Genomic DNA, 18,972 nt, shown 5'->3' with positions numbered 1-18,972 from the left:
ACCCCATAAACTCACTAATTACATTTAATACAGTGATTTTATATTTTCAGAATTTTTAATTATCTATAACGATAGACATTTCGATAGAGGTTATTTTATCTTTGTTTAAATTAAAAACTAAAGACATCCCGGAAAATAAATATTCAATTTTGTTGTTGTCTTCTTTATCTGGTAGTAAATTGTATGCACTGCGGATGTCATTGGCAGAATCACCAACTTTTATATTGCGAATGGTTTTATATTTTGGCGTTTTTAAGGTGATGGAGGAAATTATATTACTATCATCCATGCTCCACAGTCTTTTATCATAACCAACGTTAGATTCTATGATTGAAAAGTTCGTGTATTCATGTGCGTAAAACTTATCCAGACCACCAACGTTATTTGGGAAATCACCAATGAAACTTGATGATATTTCGTATTCTTTGACGCCCAAACTTTCATGGTTAGTTCCCAATCCGAACCAATTGCTATCGTTCATTACAATAAAATCTGTAATGAATAGTCGTTTTTTATTTCTCACTGCTTTTTCAGGAGAGAAAGCATCTATGTCATCGCTGTTTACCCAACCAAAAACATATTGCCCTTTAATTGTTGGATAGCTTACATAAGTATATGTGAGAAATTTTTTATATGCATATAGCAAATCACCATTTACAACAAAAATGTCATTAATTTTACACAGTTTATTTGGTGCGTTATAGAACATCACTCTATTTTTATTTGCAAATACGTAGGTATCCCTCGGTATATCTGTTTGGCCGTTTATAGTAGTCACTTTGGCAGTATTTTGTAGTTTCTGACATGAATCACTCTCAGCCAGAGCACTATTGATTGTGAATATAGTAACCAAATATAATATAGATATGGCGTTCTTTCTAAATGAGTATTTAATTTTCATTTTTTATATACCGGGATATCCAAAGGTAAAGTAACTTCAGGGAATAGATCACACTCGCGCTTAAGTGATTTACTTTGAGCTAAGGCCCAATTAGCTGCTGTGGCATATTGATGTGTGCCAGGTTTCTCAGGATTCCATCTCATTTTGTACAATGTGTTTTGTTTCGCAAGTATATAATGACTTGCTATCCATGATGCACCTCCATCTATTGCTTTTTCTGGCGTAGTCCAACCCATCTTCTTAGCCATATTCGAACCGGTAACAACTGCTTTTCCGTCTAAAGCGCCAATTCCATACATATTATATACTTTTACACCATCTACTATAATACCTGTACCGAGTGGGCTTTTCCCATTTCCTGTTTCAAGCGATGCATGAACAGCTAGATAAATAGCATTCACACCGTATTTTTGAGCCGCATTTAAAAATGTTGCCTCATGTCCGGATAAGATATTTTTGTTTGAAAGATAGGCTCTCATTTGTTCCTCATTAACACTTACTGGCATAGAGATATCAAGATATTGGAAAATATCAGGTTCTTCCAGATGTATCTCAGGATCAAAGTAAGGACGGGTTTCTTCCTTGCTTATCCGAGGGAACCCTCCGCCCTTTTGCATGGTAGGTCCACCATTGTTACCGAGCTTCAATTGAGTATCTAAAGCATCTTCGAGAGTGATGTTATAGTTTGAGTATTTATATGAAAAACGTCCCTTCGAACTCATCATATTCAAAAACACTATCGGATGCATATGCCACAACGACGGTCCCAAAGCCACTTTGCTTTTGTCCAAATCCTGTATCCAGCCCAGTTTTTCAATCGCTGTCTCATTGTAGGCTTTCCATTCGGGCTGATCTTTTGCCAGATTCTTAAGGAAGGTTTGCCACAAGGAATCTTCCGGTTTGAAATACCATTCACTGGGATGTTTTGCGATGATTCTAAAGAGCGAATCACGCATGTGTGGATTGTGTATCGCCTGGCGGTATTCTTCCGGAGAATAGCTTTCAGGTTTAGCGCTCAGCATATCAATCAGACGTTTGTAGTTTGTTTGCATCAACGCATAGTCAATACGCGTATCCTGCTGTGAATCGTGATGCAATATATCCAGTATTTTTTTGATGAGACTTTCTGGCGGAATTTTACCTTCAAGTTTATCAAAGCTTTGAGGCGAATCATCGGTCAACGTAAAGCCCAGCTCGCCCAGGTCATATCGCGATAACAACTTCACACTGCTTTTTGCCAGCCACGCCGTTTCCGGATAGATTTGATAATACGTTTCGGCCGGATTGGTGCCATCAACAGGTCCACTAGCCGGTTTAATCTTCGATAATGTGGCAATGCCAGTTGAGCGGGTTACCTGTGTTTCTTTAACAAATTTACCGGTAGAGAGATCTTTATTATAACGAAGCAATCCCGGTGAATATTTCAGGTACAAAGGTTTATCCCGCTCGACTTTATCCGGGTTGGTCAGGAATGTCGGTAAGTTTTCGTCCACACTCAAACATTCAATATGTGCCTGATAGCGGGGTATATAGCCCATGCTGACCGGGTTTTGATAATAACCCAAATGTCCTACAGGAGCTTTGGCATTAATACGAAACGGAGTCGGACAGACAACCTTGTCGTATTCAAGCGTTTCCTTTGATGGTGGCTGAAAATGCGCCCACCATGCTGGTGGGATAACGACAGATTCCGTTGTTTTTAAATTATCTCTGTCCGCCAGAACCCATACCAATTCGCCTTTACTGAACAGTTTTTTTTCGGGTGTTTGCCCATGAGCTTTGACAATCACATCCTGGTCAAGAGTGACATTGCCATAAATGCGGCCCTTATCCGTTTGGGTCTTAAGGCTCCCATTGCTTTCATCCCAACGTACTTTGGTTCCCTTTGGCAATGTACCTTTGCGGATCGTCCGGCCTGCATCTTCATAGGCGGATAAGCCGGTTTTTTCGTTTATTTTCCAGCTTGTTTTTCCTTTTTTGCCCTGATAAGCCGACCATGGGGCAAGGTGCATGTACAGCGTGTAAAATGTCAGACTGCTTTTTTTGTCTTCACCCGGCTGGAGATAATGGCGTATCAGCACGAAAGAGCCCGAATAGCTGAGTTCACCGGAGGGCCACGGCGCGTGAAGATAATCCTTACAAATACGGTAAGCGACGACTTCGCCATCTGCCATGCATCGCAGGGGTTGTTCTCCTTTATATGGCGTTGGGAAGTCAGTAGATTCCGAGGCTCCGTTTCCGCTCAGCGCACACCATGGCGTAGTGACAGAACTGATATGAATACCGCCGTGCCACATCCCATTCCGGCCAACCAGATATAACCCCGCGGGTTCCTTTTCTATATGAGACAGTATCTCTTCGCTGTTGCCAAACTCATCTCCCTTAGCATTTTTGGTGATGGGGTAGCAGATATGGAGATCTTTATTGTCGGTCTTGCTTTCTGCGGGAGTTGTTTGTTCTTCTGAGCCCCCGAAGCGGTACATAATAAATGCAGATTTTAATGCAATGTATGCATTTGCAGGATAGAAACTTTTCTTTTGTTTGAAATCTGATACCCACTGGGTGCCGTTGAACATTGCCATATGACCATACTTGTGGCCTGGTATTTCTGCGATTACGACAACATCACCGGCTTGCTGACCTGGAACTGATGCGGTATCAGTCAGTTCAGTCCCCCCAGCCACATGTGTGTAAACAACATGAAACCCTTTTTGCAAAAGTGATCCGCCGTAGTCGGCAGCGGCAGGATATTTATAACCGGGGCGAAGAGGTGGTGATACGATGCTTATGCCACCCGCTTTAATGGATAATCTGACAAATTTGGCGCATTCCCCTTGACTGGCATCAGTTGAATTGTCGTTTAAATGTGATATTGCAGATTCTTTATTCCACATTGCAGTTTTACTCAGTTATTGAAAGCGATATTTAGCGGGGCTAAGATCCGAAACAGAATTTATTTTCCAATGGCCATTAATATTAATAAGGCTCACTGAAAGTATATGGGCTTTCTCCTGAACCCCACCCAGTGATACTTTAACAACTGCTTTTCGGTCACTCAGCGATATCGGATCAACGTTGACGTGCACCCAATCATCGTATGCATCCTGGGCTCGTATAATGTATACGTAGCCATCCTCTGGACTCACTTCTTCGATGCGGCAAACCGGATCCTTTCCATCTGCACAAATTTGGGCTTTTTTAATTTTTTCTAAAAACGATGGCGACACATTGTCCTTCATTAGTTTTTTCAGTTCAGGAGCATCGGGAGGAGTAATTTTGAAATAAAGTTGAATGTATTTCGTGTAGAACTGCTGAGTTTTATCTACCGGATTTTCAGAAGTATCGTTTCCGGCATAAACAACACTGACTATAAAAAAACTTAAAATCAATGATGCGAGAAATTTATAAATAATATTGACCTTCATTTAAGCCTCGCGAAGTCGATTAGAGTTTTAGCATCCGAATGTAATTAAATATTTATGCAGAAAAATCTTTTCCAGAATTTTTTTCTGAAATATCCAGCGTCGCCGTCGTGAATTTTGGTGTATCACTTGGTTTAGACGCCCCTGTCATCGGCACTAAATAGTTCGTGCATTTGATGGTCATATCTCCTGACGAGCCGTGCTCGATTTTGCTGGCATCCAGTGTCAGGTAAGAACCGCCGCCGTTAAGTGTCAGTTTTTTCGGCGTGGTGATGACGATTTCATCTTCCGAACTGGTGATGGTCAGGGTTTGTCTGGCGGTCAGGGCCATCGTGTTGTTTTGCGCTTCAATATTGACCTTTCCCTGATTGGCGATCAGTTTTGCGTCCTGTTTGTGCACAAACATACTCAGCGCTTCACCGGCACCGATAAACAGGTTTTTCATCACACCGATATCGGCGTTGTTACCGGCGTTCATCATCAGATTTTGTTTTGCCGCAAGCTGCAAATGCTCGCCGCTGGTGAGTGCCACGCCCATTGGTGCGCTGACCAGAACGGCAGCGGATTGCAGTTTTGTCAGGCGGTCCTGAACAAAACTCAGCTGTTTCTGGATATCGGATGCCAGCGCGCTAGCCTGAGTCGCGGCATCGCTCAGCGCCTGCATCTCGTTGTTAGCCTGCTTGATTTGGCCAAGTGCGGGTGCCATCTCCAGCACCTCACCTTGTGCCTTAAGCTGTTCTTCGGCGCTGATAAAAATACCTTTACCGGCCCGCATGACGCCGTGTTCATCCGTCCGGATTTCAAACCCGGCACCGCGCTTTTCACGTCCGGCATCAACCAGGTGGCCCATGTTCAGCTGTGTCTTACCGAATTCAGTCGCGAGCTTAACGTGCTCTTCCTGACGTTTATCCTCCATTCTCAGTTTGTTGAAAGACGGAGTCCGCAGGACGTTACGGGTATGGTTATCGTCAGTAACGTGATCGCTGTGCGCCGAATCATGCAGGGCGTAAGCGATGTACGGGCGGTCACAATCGCCGCTGTCAAATGCAATGGCAACTTCGGTGCCGTCCAGCAAGGGGGCATGCCAGCCATACGTGTCCCCGGCGTAAGGTTTCGCCATGCGCAGCCAGAGATAGGCGTAACCCTGTTCCTGTTCGTCACGGTCAAAATCAAGCTTCACGCGATAGCGACCCTGACTGTCCAGCCAGGAATAGGTGTCGCCTTTTGTGGTGCTCTCAACCCGTGCCGGTAAGGTGCCTGCAATCGCCGGACGTGCGGGAAGAACAGGGCGGAAACAGACAGTTTCGCTGTAAGGCTGGCCGGTCAGGTGAGCCGTGAAGGCATTCTTGCGTGAACCGCTGGTTTGGATGCCGGTCAGCAAGATGCCTGGGCTGATTACAGAGGGCACGGTGCCGTCCACTTCCAGCACCTGACCCGGTGCCAGCTGTGGGCTACTGCTGCGTCCGGTGACCGCTTTTTGGGTATTAAGCAGTCGCTCATGGCGCAGGCGGGCATAAAACGCACCGGTTTCCACGGCGTCTTCTGAGCCGGACTCCAGAAACGGTTCGGCGTAATGGTAGGCTTCACCTTCTGTGGTGTCATCGCCACCTGCGGCGTTGGCCGTGCTGTCCATCGGGCTAAGCGCATCACGGTAGTTGTAATCGCGGGTGGTGACCTGCTGTGTCACCACCTGATGACGGGTAGTCAGCGCCCAGACACTTTCTGCACCGCTGTCGCTCATGCCCGCCTGATTACGCAGAGGCAGACTTATGCCGAATTTGTATTGCTGCTGGCTGTCGGCAAAGATAATGACGTCATGCTCAAGACGCGTGTCCATTTCAAATCGCCAGTAAATCCCGACCTCGGCCAGTAAGCGCTGTATGAAGGCTAAGTCCGTCTCGCGCCACTGGGTGATCAGTTCGCGGGCCGGGTAAGATTGTGAAAGCTGAAACTCGAAATCCGCGCCTTCCAGTCCGTGATCGCGCAGAACTTTCTCGACGACTTCCTGAACGGACTGATTGAGGTAAAGGGCACATTTTTCGCTATGACGAAGCAGCGCCACGCGAGGCACCAGAACAATCCGGTAAACCGTTTCATCCGCCGAGGTAGAAATGCGGGAAAAATGCTGGATCACGCCGTGCACGGCGCGAACGGGTATGGCGGTGCCGGCGATGCCAAACATGGGCGTCTGCATCGTAAACGTGGCCAGTTTCAACACCATCTGTTCGGCGGTCAGGCCAGCGTCCGTGCAGGTCGCATGGATAATGTACTCAAACGGTTCGCTGAGGCATTCTTCCCCTTCGAAGCGTAGTACGTCGAGAAATGCCGCACAGCCGTGCACATCCACCCGGTAACGGGACTGGTTTTGCAGCAGGTTTAAGACATCGGATGCACTCATGCGTTATTTCCTTTTTCAGCATCAAATTCCAGCGTAATCCCTTCCTCTTCATCCCAGCCCAGCGCCAGTGAAGTGGTGCGTTGTTGCCCGCTCATGCGGCTCAGCAGTTGCTGGCTCAGCACCGGCAAGATCTGCTGGTTGAGCAGGCTGTCGATGTTACGCGCGCCGGTGTCCGGCAGCAGGCAGGCGGCGACCAGCGTGTCGTAGAGGCTTTCTTCGATGGTGGTTTGCAGGCCGTAATGTTTGCTCAGTCGTCTGGCGACCTGCGCCAGTTTCATCTCAACGATGGTGCGCAGCGCGTCTGCCGCCAGCGGGCGGTAAATCAGGGTCTGGAAACGGGCGAGCAGCGCGGGCTGGAAGTGATCGCGCAGGACAGGGCGCAGCATTTCCTGTAAATCGCTGTCAGTGGCTTCCGGTTGTTCCTCCAGCAGCTGCATGATGTAGTCGCTGCCAAGGTTGGCGGTCATCAGAATGACGGTATTACGGAAGTCGATCTCCCGCCCTTCGCCGTCGCGCATAAAGCCGCGGTCGAAGACCTGATAGAACAGGTTCATCACGTCGCGGTGCGCTTTCTCGACTTCATCGAGCAGGACGACGCTGTACGGACGTTTGCGTACGGCTTCGGTCAGAATCCCACCCTGGCCGTAGCCGACGTAGCCCGGAGGGGAACCTTTCAGCTGGGAAACGGTGTGCGCTTCCTGATATTCGCTGAGATTAATAGTAATCAGGGATTTCTCGCCGCCGAACAGGCAGTCGGCGAGTGACAGCGCGGTCTCGGTTTTACCCACGCCGCTCGGCCCGACCAGCAGAAATACGCCCAGCGGACCGTTTTCCGACGTCAGGCCGGTTTTGGCAGCGCGCAGACGCTGCGCCATTTCCATGAGCGCGTGATCCTGCCCGATGACGCGCTGCCCCAGGTGATTTTCAAGTTGCAGCAAATCTGTCTGTTCGTCTTTTAACAGGCTGGACAACGGCACGCCGGTCCAGTCGGCAATCACGGTAGCCACCGTGCGCACATCAACATCCAGACTCAGCAGCGGCGCATTGCCCTGCAAATGGCTGAGCTGATCCTGCAGGCTGGCGATTTCTTGCTGACGGCTGATGTCCTGGCGGGTCTCCAGCAGTTGCTGCGTCAGGGCTTTCTCCGCGTGATACTGTGTGTCCAGCGCGGTGAGTTGTTTGCTCAGACGGTCGGTCTCCTGTTCAATCTTTTCAAGGCGATCGCCGTGCGTTTTGTTGCCCAGCGCAATATCTTCCAGCAGTGCCTGTTCTTCCATTTCCAGCGCGGTGATTTGCGCTTTCAGACGGGTTAAATCTTCCGGCAATGTATCGAGGCTCATACGGACGCGGGCGCTGGCGGTGTCCAGCAAATCGACGGCTTTGTCCGGCAGCTGACGGCCGGTGATATAGCGGCGCGACAGGCTGACGGCGGCTTTTACCGCTTCATCGGTAATGTGTACGCCGTGATGTCCGGCGTAGCGGGATTTCAGGCCGCGCAGCATCAGGCTGGCCATCTCGTCGTCCGGCTCGTCGACTTTGACAATCTGGAAGCGGCGCTCGAGGGCGGCGTCGCGTTCAAAATACTGTTTGTATTCTGACCAGGTGGTGGCGGCGATGGTACGCAGTTCGCCGCGGGCAAGGGCGGGTTTTAGGAGGTTGGCGGCGTCCGCGCCACCGGCCTGATTGCCTGCGCCGATGATGGTATGCGCTTCGTCGATAAACAGGATAACGGGCGTCGGGGAGTGCTGGACGGCGTCGATGACGTTTTTCAGACGTTGTTCGAATTCCCCTTTAACGCCCGCACCGGCCTGAAGCAGACCCAAATCCAGCGTGCGCAGGCTGACCGTTTTCAGGCTGTCCGGCACGTTCCCCTCCGCGATGCGCAGCGCAAGTCCTTCCACCAGCGCGGTTTTCCCCACGCCCGGTTCGCCCACGAGGATCGGATTGTTTTTACGGCGGCGGGAGAGGATATCAACCATCTGGCGGATTTCGTTATCGCGGCCAAATACCGGATCAATTTGCCCGGCTTTCGCTTTTGCGGTGACGTCCAGCGTGAACTTATCCAGTGCGGCTTGCAGGGCTTCGCTCAGACCGTGGCTGGAGAGGTTGTCGGCTTTCGGCGTGGCAGAAGATTCATTCAGCGAGGACACCGGCATGTTCAGGCTTTCCTGTTGCTGGAGCGCTGAACGCTCTTCGGACACCGCATCCAGCATCGGTTTGAGACGGCGGAGATGTTCTTCACTCAGGCTGAACAGCGGCCACAGGCCTTCGCAGCGCAGCAGCTTAGGTTTGGCGATCAGGGCTTCGAGAAGATTCACGCTGCGGATAGTCTGATTGTCGTCCTGCAAAGAGGCGGCCAGCCACGCAGATTTCATCAGCGTCTGCAAATCATCGGAGAGCTGCGGACGGGTGCGCACGGAACGCGGCAGGGCATCAAGGTGGGCCAGCAGGCTTTGCCAGAGCGCGTCCATGTCCCATTCATAACGGCGGGCCAGCACGGTGATGTCGCCTTCGCCTTGTTCGAGCAGTTTCAGCAGCCAGTGTTCAGGCGTGATTTCCGCATGTGCGCGGGTCTGGCAAAGCGTCGCGGCAGCTTCCAGCGCTTTCGCGCAATACGGGTTCAGACGACGTAGTAAAACGGCTGACTGGTGTTCCATGCTCAATTCCTTTTTTGGGTATGCTACCGCCCTTAGCCTTTCCTTTGCAGGAACCCAGGCCCATAAGGTCGATGTCCGAATTATTTGGTGTTTACGAAACCGTCCGGGAAGCAGGGCAGTTTTGGAAACAACAAAAACAGCAGACGGCGAACCGTCTGCTGTAGGGAATTACGCGGTGGTACGTTCGTTCCATGAATCGGAATGAATGATGTTGCCGTCTTTGTAAGTCCAGGTGATTTTTTCGTAACGCAGCTCAATCGCTTCGAGGTGATTGTGTTTCTCTTTAGCCGGGTCTTTGATGTCGTGCATTTTTGGCGCGACTTTCACCAGTTTGACGTTCTCAAGCTTGGTGTTGAAATATTCCACTTCCTGGCCAGCGTCGTTGATGCGGTACCATTTGAACTCAGCAGATTTCAGGGTCTGACCGGTGGTCACTGCTTTGTACAAATACGGGCTGGATGAGTCGATTTCTTTGGTAAACAGGAACGGGGTGTGAATACGGGTACCCGTCAGTTTGCCGGTGTTGTTATCGGTCGGGATGTACAGGTTATGTTCCTGCGCAACCACTTCGATGCTGCCTTCGCGATCTTTTACGTCTACGGAGCCTTTAATGTCCGCGCCGCCGTCGTCTTTCAGCCACAGATAAACAGGAATTGCCATGGGTAGTTCTCCATTTCTAGGTTGAGCATCCATCAATCATTTGATGAATCAGGGGTTGCTGTTGCCTTGCAGGCGTCTGCCTGCGGCACCAGACTGATTTCGACACGACGGTTAGCTGCACGGCCTTCCGGGGTATCATTTGTTGCAATCGGGCGTGTTGCGCCGAAGCCCTGAACCGCAAAGCAGGTCGGGGAAACATCGCTGGTGGAGAGCATCCAGTCGCGCAATGATTCCGCACGCTTCTGGGATAAAACCTGATTGGCCTTCGCGTCTCCGGTAATGTCGGTGTGTCCGGCGACGACGATCAGCCAGCCCGGCTTGGCTTTGATGTCGACCAGCGCGTTCACCAGCATTTTGAGGGAACCCGGTTTGAGGTCGGATTTGCCGGTGTCAAACAGCGACAAGGCATCAAGACGCACAGTTTTCGGTGTGTCTTTCTCAACGGGCGGTGGAGGGGGGGGCGGGGGAACGTAGCGATCGATTTCCTGCTGTAATGCCAGCCACAGGCGTTCCCCCTGATAGAGCCAGATCCCCAGACGCATTGGCTCACCCTGACGGTGATAGCGTTCCAGTAACTGCGCATCCTGTTTAAGTACGCTTACAGCCTCAGCCTTCGGAATATAGTTATCCATCGAAATGGCCCGATAGCGGTTCAGATCCATACCGACACGCGTGATGAGCCACAGATTGTTGTTTACGGAAAAACCGATGGCTGCGACGGCAAAACACATCAAGATGATAATGCTAAGCACCGGAGCCAGCCCCGCGCGGATATGCCGCGTGGTGCCGGACAGCAGCGGGAGTAAAGGATCCGGGAAAGGCAACACGCCTTCCTGACCTGCCTGCAAAGGCATCAGGGCACCGAGCGAAGTCCGGCGCTGCAGAGCGGCTGACCAGAGGTTATCCGCGATGCCTGAAAGGGCCACAAATCGCACACCAATACCGACGGGACGGACGGGTGGAGATAAACTCTCAGGGCGTTGCATTTCGTCGAGCAGCACGGTGCGTAGCCATATGCAGGCAGCATCCAGAACGGTTGCCTGCGCCTGGCGTGCGGACTGAGTCTGTGTACCTGCTGTACCCAGCCATTCGTCCAGCAATGTCGCACCTGCCTCTTCTTCCCTGACCACCATTTTTCCGTCGGCCGCACCGATAAACCATGGCGATGCGGGCCCGTTCAGCCAGCAGCTGATCAGAACAGGAATACGGCAACCAATACGTTTTTGCAGGCGATGAAACTGCTGGCGCCAGCTTTTGATCTCTGCCCGAAACACAGCTTCATCGGCATGAGTTTCAGGCGCCACGCTTAAAAGCATGGACATCTGGCGGATCCAGCCCGGGCGTTGCGATAAAACTGCATCAACGAAAACGGAGAGTGGTTTAGCGGGATCCGTTTTGACATAGCAGGCAAGCGGCGTTACGCGAACCGTGGTATCACCGAATAAGACATCCAGTTTGTCCCCGCAGACCAGAACAACCGGCTGAGAAAATGAGGCTTCCGGCAGGTTGTTCAGACGCGTATTTGTGTCGACGTACACATCACGACGCTTTGCCCACCACATCAGCAAAAGTCCCAGCACCAAGGTAGTCACGCTGACAATCAGTTTCTCAGGCATGCCAAACGGACTGAATACCCAGCACAAAACCAGGATGAGACTACCTGCCAGCGCAGTCAGCCAGTAAACAGACTTTCGGGAACCTATGCGCATATCAGTGCAGCCCCGGCAATTGCTGGCTGATAGCATGTTGCAGCCAAAGATGACCACCCCACCAGACACCAGCTACCACGACAATAGCGATAAGCACCCAGGACCACGGCGATCGCAGTAATGCGCTGCCACGAACACGTCCTGTTTTGCTGAGCAATGTGCCCGGGAGCGCCACTTTGAAAGGTATTACACGTTCAGTGAGTGCTTCCAGCGTTTGTTCCCGCTGCTGCAGATTGATCGCCTGCGCACCGTACTGGCCGTGAAAACCCAGTAACAAAACACGGTGGAAGCAGGTCAGAACAGCAATCTCCGGTGCAGGTTGACGCAGTACGGAGCGTATTCGCTCGTACAGCGCTTCACCTGCCTGCAATGAACCAAAGAAACGGGCCTGCAGCGGTGCGCGTTGCCACGCCAGATGCCCGTTATCGGGTGAATTTCCAGACTGCTGGCGACCCAGAGCTGTTTCATCGAGCAGTGCACATTGCGCATACGTAATATGTTCAATGCTTTCTTCGTCAAAGCCAGCCAGCTTCAGCTGATCCTGAGTCCGTTCAACCTGTGCACGGCAGCGCGCATACAACTCATCACCTTCTTCTGCGACAACACCGTTACGCAACTGGACGACAGCGAGCCAGGTATCGGCCAGAAGCTCATCAATATCGATTTCATTTTTCATGAGCGAAGCACCGCATACAGTTCCAGCTGAAGTTCACCCAGCAACTCCGGCACATAGAACATGCATACCCCGGAATCCAGCATAGCCTTCGCGGAAGGATGATTAAGATCGAGCGCAAAATACTGATTTTCAAGCCGCAACGGTATAGCGGCAGGAACATGGCTTAGAACAATGAGCGGAACGCCGTTGAGAGCGATATTCACGATATTATTAACATCGTCTGGCGCCCCCACTTTGCACAACGCAGGGAACTGTGAAATCAGCTGATACGCTGGCAAGGTCGAGCGCACCGACAGATAGAAGTCAGCCTCTTCACGCAACCGGCTATCATTGAGCGGTGCTTTCCATTGCTGCCCGCTGACGCGCTGCATCTCAAGTGAGATCACGCGTGAAGGCAGGCTGGCTTCCAGTAGTTTTCCGATCAAATCGAGCAGTGGAGGAAAAACGGTTTCTGGTGACGCATGGTCGTAGGCCGGTATCGCCTCGATGTCATGCTCAAGAGAAAACGTCAGCAGGCTTCCCGCCAGTCTGGAGAGTTCGAACCAGACGAGCTCCGGAGGCCGGGCAGGGTATTTCACCAACTCAGACAAGGCAGATACATGCGTATTCAGGGCATTGAGTAGCCAGAACAACGACACATCAGCCACCGCAAAGTCCGCCATGCGCTGATTACTTTCACGGCGCATGCTCATGAGGCGACGGCGTTTTGCCTGAAGCTGTGTAAGGATCTGCTCCATGCTTAACACCAGTTCAGGGTGTGCTGACATGGCCAGCAGCGGCGGAATGAATGCGCTGTCTTTTCTCCAGCCACCTTGCCCGTCGCGCACAATGCGTAACACCGGACAGGTCAGGTACTCATCGTTTTCCTCAGTGTCAAAGCGTAAAGAAAGGGCATAGCGCGCAACGGCCATAGACTCTACTTCCTGGCCAAACATGTCCTGCACATTAATCCATTCCTGACGGTAACGCAGAGGGCGGTCACCGGCGGTGTCGGTCATCAGTACGTTACTGGTGTTCGCCTGCATTAAAGGCATCGCCAGGAGTATGGTGAGTTCAGTCGCCTGCGCAGGAATGTCCCGTGATAAGTCACGAGCAGGGGGGAGCAGGTCGCTACTCCCGGTGTCCGCGAGTGTACCGTCAGGCAGTCGTACCGTCAGATGCAGAGCCTGCAAGCGCTGTACGCTCAGGAGGCCATCATCAAACTCAGCTTTTGCCACGCCCCAGGGATTGATAACTGCCAGGTGGGCGATGCACTGGTTATTGTGCGCCTCCCACAGGGCCTGCTGCTGGAACTGCTGAGGGGACAGCAATGCCCCCTCGCTCCACAGTGGTCGATAAATTTTCATTACCACTCCGGCCTTTTACGCTTTCGCCTTCGGCATCTGAGAAACCAATGACAGGTTGACGTCCATACCTTCCACCTGGAAGTGCGGTACGGCGTACAGTTTCACGCGGAAGAAGCCCGGGTTATCTTCGATATCTTCTACGGTTACTTTAGCGTCGCGCAGCGGGTGAGAAGCCTGCAGGTCGTCGCCAGGATCGGTCATTTCAGTCACCAGTGAGCGCACCCAGGTGTTGAGCTCAAGCTCAAGCAAACGGCGGTCTTTGGTGGTGCCGATGTTTTCACGCTGAATCAGTTTCAGGTAATGCGCGATGCGTGACAGCAGGAAGATGTACGGCAGACGCGCGTTAATACGGCTGTTCGCGGTAGCATCAGCCGTGTCATACAGTGCCGGTTTCTGTGCGGAGTTCGCGGAGAAGAAGCAGGAGTAATCACGGTTTTTGTAGTAAGACAGCGGGATGAAGCCGAGATTGGCGAATTCAAATTCGCGGGTTTCCGGGATCATGACTTCAGATGGGATTTTCACCTGATTGCCGGTGCCCAGATCATACAAGTGGATTGGCAGATCAGTGACTGCACCGCCAGCCTGCGGGCCGCGGATCTGTACGCACCAGCCGTTTTTGATGAAGCTTTTCACCATGTTTGCTGCAAACGCGAAAGATGCATTGGTCCACAGGTATTTCTCGTGATCCGGGCCTTTCACTTCTTCAACGTAGTTGAAGCTGCGAACTGGCACGGTGTCCGGCCCGTATGGCAGACGACCCAGCACGCGCGGCATGGTCAGACCGATATAGCGGGAGTCATCGGAGTCACGGAAAGATTTCCATTTGATGTATTCAGCACGGTCAAAGTAGTTGCCGATATCCTTGATGGCAGCCACTTCTTCCATGGAATCTTTCAGGAAGAATTTAGGGCCGACAGCACCGACAAACGGCATATGTGCCGCAGCAGACACTTTGGAGATATTGCGCAGCAGCGCGACGTCTTGCGGGCTGGCGTCAAACTCGTAGTTGGAGATCACAGAACCGATTGGCTCGCCGCCCGGTGTGTCATATTCCTGGATGTAGGTATGGCGGTAGAGGCCACTTTGAATGATCTCCGGGCAATCTTCGAAGTCCTGACGCAGGTCGCCTTTAGAAACGTCCAGCAGTTCAATTTTTACGTTCTGACGGAAATCAGTACGGTCTACCAGGAACTTCAGACCACGCCAGCCGGATTCCATACGCTGGAATTCAGGGTGGTGCATGACTTCGTCCAGCTGGCGGCTGATTTGCTCGTCGAGCATCGCGATGTGGCCGTCCAGCAAGGTTTTGTCCAGACGTTCAACTTTCTGACCGGACTGTTTCAGGCGTTCCAGGAAGACCTGAACTGCCGCTGTGACACGTTCATCCGTAGAGACGTCAGACAGCGCCTGATCGTCCTGGAAGGCATTAACATCACCCAGTGCAGAAACTGGAGTCAGATTGATTTTTTCAAACAATGACGCATAAACACTTCCTGCGTCGGTACGTTCCAGCACGGTTGTGCGGCTTTCTTGACTGTTTTCAGTAGCAGACATCAGCATAGTCTCGGGTTAATCCGTTCAGGAAGGGTTAAGAATTCTGGGGAGCCAGAGCAGCCAGTTCAGCACGCAGGTCATCGCTCAAATTGTCATCTTTCAGGATGGCTTCGAGTTCTTTGCGGAAAGTGGCGTTGTCTAATAAGTTGGATTTGAGGTCACGTAATAAATTACGCATAGCGAGCATCGCGCGCAGTTGTGGGATCTGGCGTGCAACCTGTTCAGGCTCGAAATCTTTCATCTCTCTGAAGTTGAGACTGACGCTTTCTTCGCTGCGATCGCCGGCCAGGGTGTTTTCCACGGTCAGGTTGAGCGACGGGCCAAAGTCGGCCAGAACACTGTTAAAGTTATTTTTGTTGATATTAACTTTTTCACGCTCTGACAATGGACGGGTCTCTTTGCCATTGCTGTAGTCGCCCATTACCATTAACTTTAAAGGTAATTCGACTTTCTTCTGGGCACCGCCAGTATGTAAATCAAGTTTAATATTGACGCGAGCCTTGGGTATTTCTTCCTGAAAGCTATTAGACATGCCTATCCCTTACTGTGGAGTGATAAACGCTGCCAATGAATCCATAAATAAATGAAAGGTTGGCAACCCTGCCAAAAAAACATCCTTTTTATGCACGTCGGTGTGCAACTAAATCAGGGTCACAAGCGAGACAAAATATTTTTGGGAACATCTTGCAGTGTGTTTTTGAATTTATCTGGAAATGAAATTTCAGATAAGTACCTGTTGGCGGCATTTTAGAAACATTAGGTGTTTTAAGGAAAACTAAATATGTAAATAAATGTTACAGATTTTGATATGGCAAGATCCAGATCATTTTATTGATATATAGGAATTTTCTTCATATAACCCCGCGGGCCGCATGCGCTAAGGCTTTCGGACTTTAGTAATTTTCTTTACAAGTTGAGGGGCGTAAGAAATTTCTTAAGAATGGGTAACCCACCCTCAAAAAATATATAACGTTTCGCAATGAATTTTTATTTGGCACAGGGTGAGAAAAGAGATCAAATATAAGATTTTTCCTCCTATTCTCCTAAGAATATTCGCGTGGTGAATTATTCATGCCGTATGAATTTATTGTTCATCGGTGTGATTATATTTACCCCCCAGTAATTTACGGATTTCTGGCCGTCAGAAAAATTGACTGTTAAAGCGCGTTTAAAAGAGGTTGATCACATATTTCTTATTCGGGGCGTGAAAGATCATTTCAAAAATAGGGAAAACGCCTTGTTCTGAATAGTCAGATTTATTCTGTCGTGTACCCCGCTGAAGCCATTGCAGACACCGATCATCCTGCCGCAAATTTCAGATAGGGCGATGAGAATGTTAAACATCTGGTGCAAATTGCCGATAAACAGACTCCAGCCCCATTTTGAGAATGTATTGATGTCGCTTAAAAAGTCTTCTTTGCTTGTTTTAGTTGTTCTTTTTGCTCTCTTTTTTACCAGCATGATTTCAAACGTCTGGTTGCTGACGCAGAGCAATCAGTCCCTGGATGACGTGAATAAAGAAATCCGCGTGGTGCTTTCCATCATTGACCCGATCAACCACAGCCGTACCTCGCGTGTTCGCGTGATGGAGTATATGAAGGAGATTGAAAACAACGGCGGCCAGCCGTCTGCTACTTCTCTGGACGGCGTCAGTGAGGTGATGGGAAAAGCGGACGCCGCATTTCAGGCTTACATAAATGCACCAAAACTACCGGGCGAAAATGCACTGGCGGAGGCTTACCGCACGGCTTATCAGGACTATCGTCAGAACGGGATCGAACCGTTGATTGACGCGGCGAAAGCGGGCGATCAGGCGCAGTTCAAAGCGCGGATCCCGGCGGTGGTACAGCTGGACCATCAGTACGAAGTGGTGCTGGATAAAGTGCTGGCGCTGCATGAGCAGTACGCAAGAAATCTTAACAGCGACGCGCAGGGCAATTTCAAGTTCGGTATCGGGCTGACGATTGCGTTTGGTTTGCTGTTCCTGATCATCATTATTAGTGTGTTGTTATTACTCAAGCGCTTTGTTCTGACTCCGCTGCTGAGCTCGCGCGATCATTGCCGCAAAATTGCAGAAGGTTATCTCGATACGCCGGTACCGTTTAAAAACAGTTCCCGCAGTGAAATTGAAGAACTGATGCAGTCGATGGAACATATGCGCCAGTCCCTGACCCAAATTATCGGGCAGGTACGTGACACCAGCCATACCGTCGCGCATGCGTCGCAAGAAATTTCCGCAGGCAATATCGATCTGGCTTCGCGTACCGAACAACAGGCCGCGGCGCTGACACAAACTGCCTCCAGCATGGAAGAGCTGGGCGCGACGGTAAAACAAAATACCGAAAACGTCAGCCGGGCCAGCGGTCTGACGCGCGAAGCGGTAAAAAATGCCCGCGCGGGTGAGAAGGTGGCGCAGGACGTGATCGGAACTATGGGGCGCATTAACAGCAGCTCTAAAAAGATCGAAGACATTACAGGCGTCATCAACAGCATCGCTTTCCAGACCAATATTCTGGCGCTGAATGCCGCGGTTGAAGCCGCACGCGCTGGCGAACAGGGTCGCGGATTTGCAGTGGTCGCCAGCGAAGTGCGCAGTCTCGCGCAGCGAAGTGCGGTGGCGGCAAAAGAAATCGAAAGTCTGATTTCTGAATCGGTTGCCAATATAAAGGAAGGGTCGGATCAGGTGTCCCGTACCGGCGAATCTATTTCGGCAATCATTTCGTCGGTTACGCAGGTTGATGTTCTGATGGAACATATTTCGACGGCGTCCGATGAGCAAAGCCGGGGGATCAGTCAGATTGAGCAGGCCGTGACAGAAATTGACGGCGTGACTCAGCAGAATGCGGCGCTGGTGCAGGAATCGGCGGCGGCGGCGGCTTCACTGGAAGAGCAGGTGCTTCATCTGACCCGTTCGGTTTCTGCATTCAGGCTGACGAACGCCTGAGCCCGGCAGCGGACTGATCGGGAATTATGATAAATCAGGCCGAACAGGGAAAATCTTGTCCGGCTTTTTTATTGATACGGAAACTGTTTCACAATGAATAACACTTTGATATAACGGATTAATTATCCTATATATTCACGAGCAAACGCTATGATTTTACTGGCCTCACCTTTACTCAGTCTGCGTCACTTTGAACATGACGACCTCGACGCTTTCACCCGTTATCGCCAGGATCCCGCTGTTGCCCGTTATCAAAGTTGGGAATATTTCACCCGTCCGCAGGCGGAATTGTTGTTTGAACAGATGAATGAAATTCCTTTTGGTACGCCGGATAACTGGTTTCAGATTGCGATCGAACACGCTGAATCCGGCATGGTGGGTGATTTCGGGCTGCATTTTGTCGACGACTACCAGGTGGAACTGGGCATAACGCTTGATCCGAAATGGCAGGGAAAAGGGATTGCAAAGAGCGCATTAAATCTGTTGCTGACATATCTTTTTGACCATCTTAAAAAGCACCGCGTGTACGCCGTTACCGATATCCGCAATCACGGCAGTTACCGGTTATTCGAGTCAGCAGGATTTCGGCGGGAAGGATGTTTCCTGGAAAACTGCTTTCTGAAAGGGGAATGGTGCAGTGAATATTTGTATGCTTTGCTGGCGTCAGAGTGGGAGGTCAGAAACATAGTCGGGAAATAACCCAGC

The 18,972-nt window shown here is 50.7% G+C and carries 13 protein-coding genes; 2 read left to right on the top strand and 11 right to left on the bottom strand.

The window, feature by feature from the left end; translation table 11 throughout:
• Positions 1-55: 55 nt before the first annotated feature.
• The 11 genes from M2403_RS15745 to tssB form a co-directional block, all read right to left on the bottom strand.
• Positions 56-901: a hypothetical protein gene (locus M2403_RS15745; RefSeq protein ID WP_259229965.1), complete on the bottom strand. Its 846-nt coding sequence runs from the start codon at positions 899-901 to the stop codon at positions 56-58.
• Positions 898-3,795, bottom strand: coding sequence for an N-acetylglucosaminidase (locus tag M2403_RS15740; RefSeq protein WP_259229963.1), 2,898 nt, complete (start codon positions 3,793-3,795; stop codon positions 898-900). Before M2403_RS15740 ends, M2403_RS15745 begins: the two co-directional genes overlap by 4 nt.
• Before the next feature lie 15 nt (positions 3,796-3,810).
• Entirely contained in the window at positions 3,811-4,326 is a 516-nt protein-coding gene (locus tag M2403_RS15735; RefSeq protein ID WP_259229961.1) for a YbjP/YqhG family protein, read from the bottom strand.
• A 52-nt stretch (positions 4,327-4,378) separates the two neighbouring features.
• Positions 4,379-6,721, bottom strand: a complete 2,343-nt coding sequence (locus M2403_RS15730) for a type VI secretion system Vgr family protein (RefSeq protein ID WP_259229959.1) — start codon at positions 6,719-6,721, stop codon at positions 4,379-4,381.
• A complete protein-coding gene (gene tssH, locus M2403_RS15725; protein ID WP_259229957.1) occupies positions 6,718-9,378 on the bottom strand; it encodes a type VI secretion system ATPase TssH in 2,661 nt (886 codons plus the stop codon). The genes M2403_RS15730 and tssH overlap by 4 nt, the downstream gene beginning before the upstream one ends.
• Positions 9,379-9,546: 168 nt before the next feature.
• Positions 9,547-10,038, bottom strand: coding sequence for a type VI secretion system effector Hcp (hcp, locus tag M2403_RS15720; RefSeq protein WP_101079103.1), 492 nt, complete (start codon positions 10,036-10,038; stop codon positions 9,547-9,549).
• A 32-nt stretch (positions 10,039-10,070) separates the two neighbouring features.
• Positions 10,071-11,747 carry an OmpA family protein gene (locus M2403_RS15715; protein WP_259229952.1) on the bottom strand — a complete coding sequence of 559 codons (1,677 nt, stop codon included), beginning with the start codon at positions 11,745-11,747 and terminating at the stop codon, positions 10,071-10,073.
• Between the two features lies 1 nt (position 11,748).
• Entirely contained in the window at positions 11,749-12,423 is a 675-nt protein-coding gene (gene tssL / locus M2403_RS15710; RefSeq protein ID WP_152328040.1) for a type VI secretion system protein TssL, short form, read from the bottom strand.
• Positions 12,420-13,769, bottom strand: coding sequence for a type VI secretion system baseplate subunit TssK (gene tssK, locus M2403_RS15705; RefSeq protein ID WP_259229950.1), 1,350 nt, complete (start codon positions 13,767-13,769; stop codon positions 12,420-12,422). Before tssK ends, tssL begins: the two co-directional genes overlap by 4 nt.
• A gap of 15 nt (positions 13,770-13,784) precedes the next feature.
• A complete protein-coding gene (gene tssC, locus M2403_RS15700; RefSeq protein WP_152328042.1) occupies positions 13,785-15,329 on the bottom strand; it encodes a type VI secretion system contractile sheath large subunit in 1,545 nt (514 codons plus the stop codon).
• A 28-nt stretch (positions 15,330-15,357) separates the two neighbouring features.
• Complete coding sequence (gene tssB, locus M2403_RS15695; protein ID WP_152328043.1) at positions 15,358-15,855, bottom strand: type VI secretion system contractile sheath small subunit; 498 nt, start codon at positions 15,853-15,855, stop codon at positions 15,358-15,360.
• A gap of 864 nt (positions 15,856-16,719) precedes the next feature.
• Here tssB and M2403_RS15690 point away from each other — a divergent pair.
• Together M2403_RS15690 and M2403_RS15685 are read left to right on the top strand one after the other, a co-directional pair.
• Positions 16,720-18,267, top strand: coding sequence for a methyl-accepting chemotaxis protein (locus M2403_RS15690; RefSeq protein WP_165060497.1), 1,548 nt, complete (start codon positions 16,720-16,722; stop codon positions 18,265-18,267).
• A 150-nt stretch (positions 18,268-18,417) separates the two neighbouring features.
• Entirely contained in the window at positions 18,418-18,966 is a 549-nt protein-coding gene (locus M2403_RS15685; RefSeq protein WP_165060494.1) for a GNAT family N-acetyltransferase, read from the top strand.
• Positions 18,967-18,972: the final 6 nt, after the last annotated feature.

The organism is Rahnella sp. BIGb0603 (assembly GCF_024808755.1).
Taxonomy (GTDB): domain Bacteria; phylum Pseudomonadota; class Gammaproteobacteria; order Enterobacterales; family Enterobacteriaceae; genus Rahnella; species Rahnella contaminans.
The sequence above is the reverse complement of the archived record's forward strand: the minus strand, read 5'-3'. Positions and strand labels throughout refer to the sequence as shown.

Coding starts and splice junctions, on each gene's coding strand:
- M2403_RS15735 (WP_259229961.1), bottom strand. CDS start 4,326: ATGAAGGTCAATATTATTTATAAATTTCTCGCATCATTGATTTTAAGT.
- M2403_RS15685 (WP_165060494.1), top strand. CDS start 18,418: ATGATTTTACTGGCCTCACCTTTACTCAGTCTGCGTCACTTTGAACAT.
- M2403_RS15730 (WP_259229959.1), bottom strand. CDS start 6,721: ATGAGTGCATCCGATGTCTTAAACCTGCTGCAAAACCAGTCCCGTTAC.
- M2403_RS15745 (WP_259229965.1), bottom strand. CDS start 901: ATGAAAATTAAATACTCATTTAGAAAGAACGCCATATCTATATTATAT.
- M2403_RS15715 (WP_259229952.1), bottom strand. CDS start 11,747: ATGCGCATAGGTTCCCGAAAGTCTGTTTACTGGCTGACTGCGCTGGCA.
- tssL (WP_152328040.1), bottom strand. CDS start 12,423: ATGAAAAATGAAATCGATATTGATGAGCTTCTGGCCGATACCTGGCTC.
- M2403_RS15740 (WP_259229963.1), bottom strand. CDS start 3,795: ATGTGGAATAAAGAATCTGCAATATCACATTTAAACGACAATTCAACT.
- tssB (WP_152328043.1), bottom strand. CDS start 15,855: ATGTCTAATAGCTTTCAGGAAGAAATACCCAAGGCTCGCGTCAATATT.
- hcp (WP_101079103.1), bottom strand. CDS start 10,038: ATGGCAATTCCTGTTTATCTGTGGCTGAAAGACGACGGCGGCGCGGAC.
- tssH (WP_259229957.1), bottom strand. CDS start 9,378: ATGGAACACCAGTCAGCCGTTTTACTACGTCGTCTGAACCCGTATTGC.
- tssC (WP_152328042.1), bottom strand. CDS start 15,329: ATGCTGATGTCTGCTACTGAAAACAGTCAAGAAAGCCGCACAACCGTG.
- tssK (WP_259229950.1), bottom strand. CDS start 13,769: ATGAAAATTTATCGACCACTGTGGAGCGAGGGGGCATTGCTGTCCCCT.
- M2403_RS15690 (WP_165060497.1), top strand. CDS start 16,720: ATGTCGCTTAAAAAGTCTTCTTTGCTTGTTTTAGTTGTTCTTTTTGCT.